At 55.0% G+C, this 4,044-nt stretch carries 4 protein-coding genes; all 4 read left to right on the top strand.

What is annotated here, in order from left to right; genetic code table 11:
• A partial coding sequence (locus ACJROR_RS10440) for a PD-(D/E)XK nuclease domain-containing protein (protein ID WP_406547000.1) occupies nucleotides 1-508 on the top strand: 508 nt, incomplete at its 5' end.
• A 342-nt stretch (nucleotides 509-850) separates the two neighbouring features.
• Nucleotides 851-2,239, top strand: a complete 1,389-nt coding sequence (locus ACJROR_RS10435) for a YcjX family protein (RefSeq protein WP_406546999.1) — start codon at nucleotides 851-853, stop codon at nucleotides 2,237-2,239.
• Entirely contained in the window at nucleotides 2,236-3,372 is a 1,137-nt protein-coding gene (locus ACJROR_RS10430; RefSeq protein WP_406546998.1) for a TIGR01620 family protein, read from the top strand. The genes ACJROR_RS10435 and ACJROR_RS10430 overlap by 4 nt, the downstream gene beginning before the upstream one ends.
• 142 nt (nucleotides 3,373-3,514) lie before the next feature.
• The coding region (locus ACJROR_RS10425; protein WP_406546997.1) for an MFS transporter at nucleotides 3,515-4,044 on the top strand (530 nt) is incomplete at its 3' end.

Below are 4,044 nucleotides of genomic sequence, written 5' to 3'. Positions count from 1 at the left end.
TGTTCCGAATGCCGAAATAAAATCAGCTTTGCTGGATATTGTCAAAGAACAGGACTGGTATGAACGCATGGAGACCATAAAGCGTTCTGAACAGCTTCTGAAAGCCATCAGGGATCTTGACGGGAATGAAACGGCTCGGCTTATTCAGGAGGTTCATAATTCACCCGCGGTATCAATCTATGACTACAATACCGAGTCAGCTCTTACCTACTGCGTTATAACCGGTCTCATGTGGTCAACCCTTGATGATTATGACTATCACCGCGAGGATCAGGCGGGAAAAGGCAAAGTGGATTTAGTATATGAGCCAACAGTGAAAGGCAGAGATCCGCTTATTCTGATTGAGTTCAAGTACGGGAAATCCGCTGAGGAAGCTCTTAAGCAGATTAAGAAACAAGAGTATTTCCAGCGCTACACCAAAAAATACACCAAAAATATCATTCTCGCTGGCATTAACTATGACCCGAAGAGCAAGGATCATCAATGTCTGATTGAAAAACTTTGTTAAAACTCAATTTGTCCTGATATACAGCTTCACCTAGCCGCCGATTTACGGAGCTCCGGAGCGGAGAGGAATCCGATGACCTGCATTCTGCTTTTCAGGATGCCGGTCATTAGCCGCCGGATGCTTTTTCCGGCTCATTTCCCGAGTGTTTCAGTCCTGATACCTCCCCGCAAAATCCCGCTCCTTTCCGTCCGGTAAACGGTCACCTTCTCAGATATCCGGCAAACTCACATAATAAAGCGACGAATGCGGTAAAATATCACCCTGCGAATTACTTTCTTTCTCCGGACTTTTGCCGGAACTGTCCCGAGGATTTTTCGGGACGGAATGAGAACAGGGGGAAGCATGTTACTGTTTGATAAAGTCGGCGCCACCATATCCGAAGGGATTTCTCTCGTCCGAGACCGGGAGATCCGTCTGGGGGTAACCGGACTTTCCCGGGGCGGCAAAACGGCGCTGATAACCTCGCTGGTTAACAATATTTCAGCCTTCGGTCTCAAGGGCTATGAGGATCGCATGCCGCGTTTTCCGGAATACGCTGCCCGGGGGATTAGCTACGGCGGCATTGCCAAGTCCCGGGACTTTTCCGTTACCAGTTTTCCCTATGGCTCCATCATGAAAACTCTGGAACAGGATCCCCCGCAGTGGCCGGAATCCACGGACGGCATCAGCGAAATCCGGCTGGAAATCCGCTACCGGAACAGCCGCTGGTATCTCATGGGGGACGAAGACCGCATTTTTCTGGATATCTGGGATTACCCCGGAGAATGGCTGATGGATCTCATGCTGCTGGATATGGAGTATGAGGACTTTTCCGAGAAGTGCCGGGAACGGCTCCGGGTGCTGGACGGCGTGGTTTCCGGCAAGGAATTTGCCGACCGGGCGGCAAAGCTGGACTGGCAGGGCGCGGTGAATGACGATGACCTTCATGAAGCGGTGACGGCCTATACCTCCTGGCTCCGGAAATGCAAGGATCAGGGCTTTGCGCTCCTGATCCCGGGACGTTTCCTGCTCCCGGGGGAGCTTAAGGGGGCGCCGGCTCTGGAGTTTATTCCCTGTCCGGATCCGGAGGCGGGCAAAAACGCGGGGATCTCCTCCCTCTACGCCGTGCTCCGGGAAAGATACAACTATTACCGGGATCGGATTGTCAGGGGCTTTTATAGGGAGTGCTTTTCCAGACTGGATCGGCAGATTGTGCTGGTGGACTGCCTTAAAGCTCTTAAGGGCGGCCGGGAAACCTTTTACGATATCAATGACGCCTTTGACACGCTCTTAAGCCACTTCAGCTACGGGAGCAGCGGTTTTCTGAGCAGACTGTTTTCACCCCGCATTGACCGGGTGCTTTTTGCGGCCTCCAAGGCGGATCACATCACCAACGACCAGCATCAGAATCTGCTGTCTCTTTTGCGATCCATGGTGCTGGGAGCCATGCAGAACGTGAGATCAGCGGGATCTCAGGCGGAGTTTGTCACCCTGTCCGCCATCAGAGCCACCGAGTGCCGGCATTACAAGAAGGGGGATCTTGATACCGACATTCTGGTTACCGGCTATCCGGATGACAAGCCTTATTTTCCCGGCAGCATTCCCTCCAAATGGTCCCGGGAGGATATGGAGTTTTTCCAGAAGAATTTTGATTTCCGTTCGCTCCGGCCGCCCAAACTTGGCGCTGACCGGATAATCCCCTCAATGAATCTGGACGTGGTGCTGCATTATATTCTGGGAGACAAGCTATGAAGGAAGAAATGCGGGGCGGCTTTGTAATTGAAGAAGAGGCGGCAGCGGTTAAATCCCTGGACGGAGATCTGCTGTCCCGGATCCAGAGCGAAGACCGCAAAAACACAGCCTCCGCTTCTTCTCCGGACAACATCGCGTCCTTTGAAGTGGATGCCAAGCCGGAAGATTTGGAGAAAACCCCTCCCGAAAATGATACGACCCAGGTAGCCACCACGGTGGATCTGGGGGAATCAGACGAACCCGAGCCCGAAACGACCCGCTTCTGGTCCAGTCCGGTGCTCTGGGCCCTTCTTTTTATATGCGGGTGGGGCGGACTGGAAATCATGACCCTGATTGCCGACGCCTACGCGAAGTCCCCTTATCTCGGTTACGGCGCGGCATTTTTTCTGGGACTCGTCCTTCTTATAACCCTGTGGATGCTTTACCGGGAGCTCGGCACCGTGCTGCTTTTCAAGGAGGCGGATCGCCACCGGGAAGAGGTGCGGGAGACCCGGAAGAACGGAACCTTTAATGAAGCCCTCCGGCTTTGTGAGGAAATGGCCAAGGCATCCGGAATCCGCCGGAGCCGTCCCTTCAAGGCCTTTGCGAACAAGCTGCAGAGTCACTTTTCCGCCGAGGAGGTGTTCCGGCTTTATGAGACTGACATCCTGGCCGCTCAGGACAAAAGGGCCCGGGAGATCATCGTGAAGCGTTCCGCGGAAACCGGAGCCGTGGTGGCGCTGAGTCCTCTGGCCTGGCTGGATATGATCTTCACCTTTGCCCGTTCCCTGCGTCTTATCCGGGAAGTGGCAGAGGTCTACGGCTTTAAGCCGGGAGTCTGGGGCCGGATGCAGCTTTACCGGAGGGTGGCCAAGAATCTGGTGTTTATCGGAATTACGGAACTGGCTACTGATGCCGTGGTGGATGTGGTGGGAGCCGGAGTTACCGGCCGGCTTTCCGCCGCCCTGGGACAGGGGGTGGCGGCAGCCGTTTATTCCAGCCGTCTCGGCTACATGGCGGTGAAGGCGGTGCGGCCGGTGCCCCTGACGCCGGAGGTGCTGACTCTGGGATCCCTGAGAAAGGATCTCCTTAATGCGGGAGCTCTGGCTAAGCTGCTCCGGCAGGAAAGCCGCAGCGGAAAGGAAAAATCCTAGAAATTTCCCGGATATGCTCCTGAAAACTCCCCGAAAAAAACGGAGAAGTCCTGAAGCGGCAGAGCCGGCCCCCGATACGGTCAGGAGAGACGGAGCTCGGCAGCGCAGAATATTATCAGCTTTGGAGAATTAACTTTTTATTATGCAGAAGCCCTTTAATCAGGATTCCTTTTGGTCGCGCATTTCCTACATCACGGTGCTGGCGCTCCTTACTGCCTTCGGCCCCGTGTGCACAGACGTTTATTTGCCCTGCGTTCCCGAGATCACTCAGTTTTTCAAAACCGATCCCTCGGCGGTGCAGCTGACCCTGACCTCCTGCTTTCTGGGCATCGCTATGGGACAGTTCTTTATCGGCCCCTTGTCTGACGCCATCGGCCGCCGGGGACCTCTTCTGATATCCCTGGTGCTGTTTGCCGTTTCCTCGGTGCTGTGCGCCTTTGCCACCGGGATCCCCATGATGGTGGCCTGCCGTTTTCTGCAGGGGCTGGCCGGGGGCGGCGGACTGGTGCTGGCCCGGGCCATGGCGGTGGATGTCTTCCGGGGGAGCGAGCTCACCAAAACCATGTCGGTGCTTATGGGCATTCATTCCATAGCTCCGGTGGTGGGCCCTCTGGCGGGATCCCTGATCATCAGCTGCTGTCCCTGGGAGTATATCTTTTTTGCCATGGGCCT

Origin of the sequence: Succinimonas sp. (genome assembly GCF_045225735.1) — a bacterium.
Lineage (GTDB): Bacteria > Pseudomonadota > Gammaproteobacteria > Enterobacterales > Succinivibrionaceae > Succinimonas.
This window is presented reverse-complemented; position numbering and strand designations above follow the sequence as displayed.

Excerpts from the sequence above, each read along its gene's own strand:
- ACJROR_RS10435 (WP_406546999.1), top strand. The coding sequence starts at position 851 with ATGTTACTGTTTGATAAAGTCGGCGCCACCATATCCGAAGGGATTTCT.
- ACJROR_RS10430 (WP_406546998.1), top strand. The coding sequence starts at position 2,236 with ATGAAGGAAGAAATGCGGGGCGGCTTTGTAATTGAAGAAGAGGCGGCA.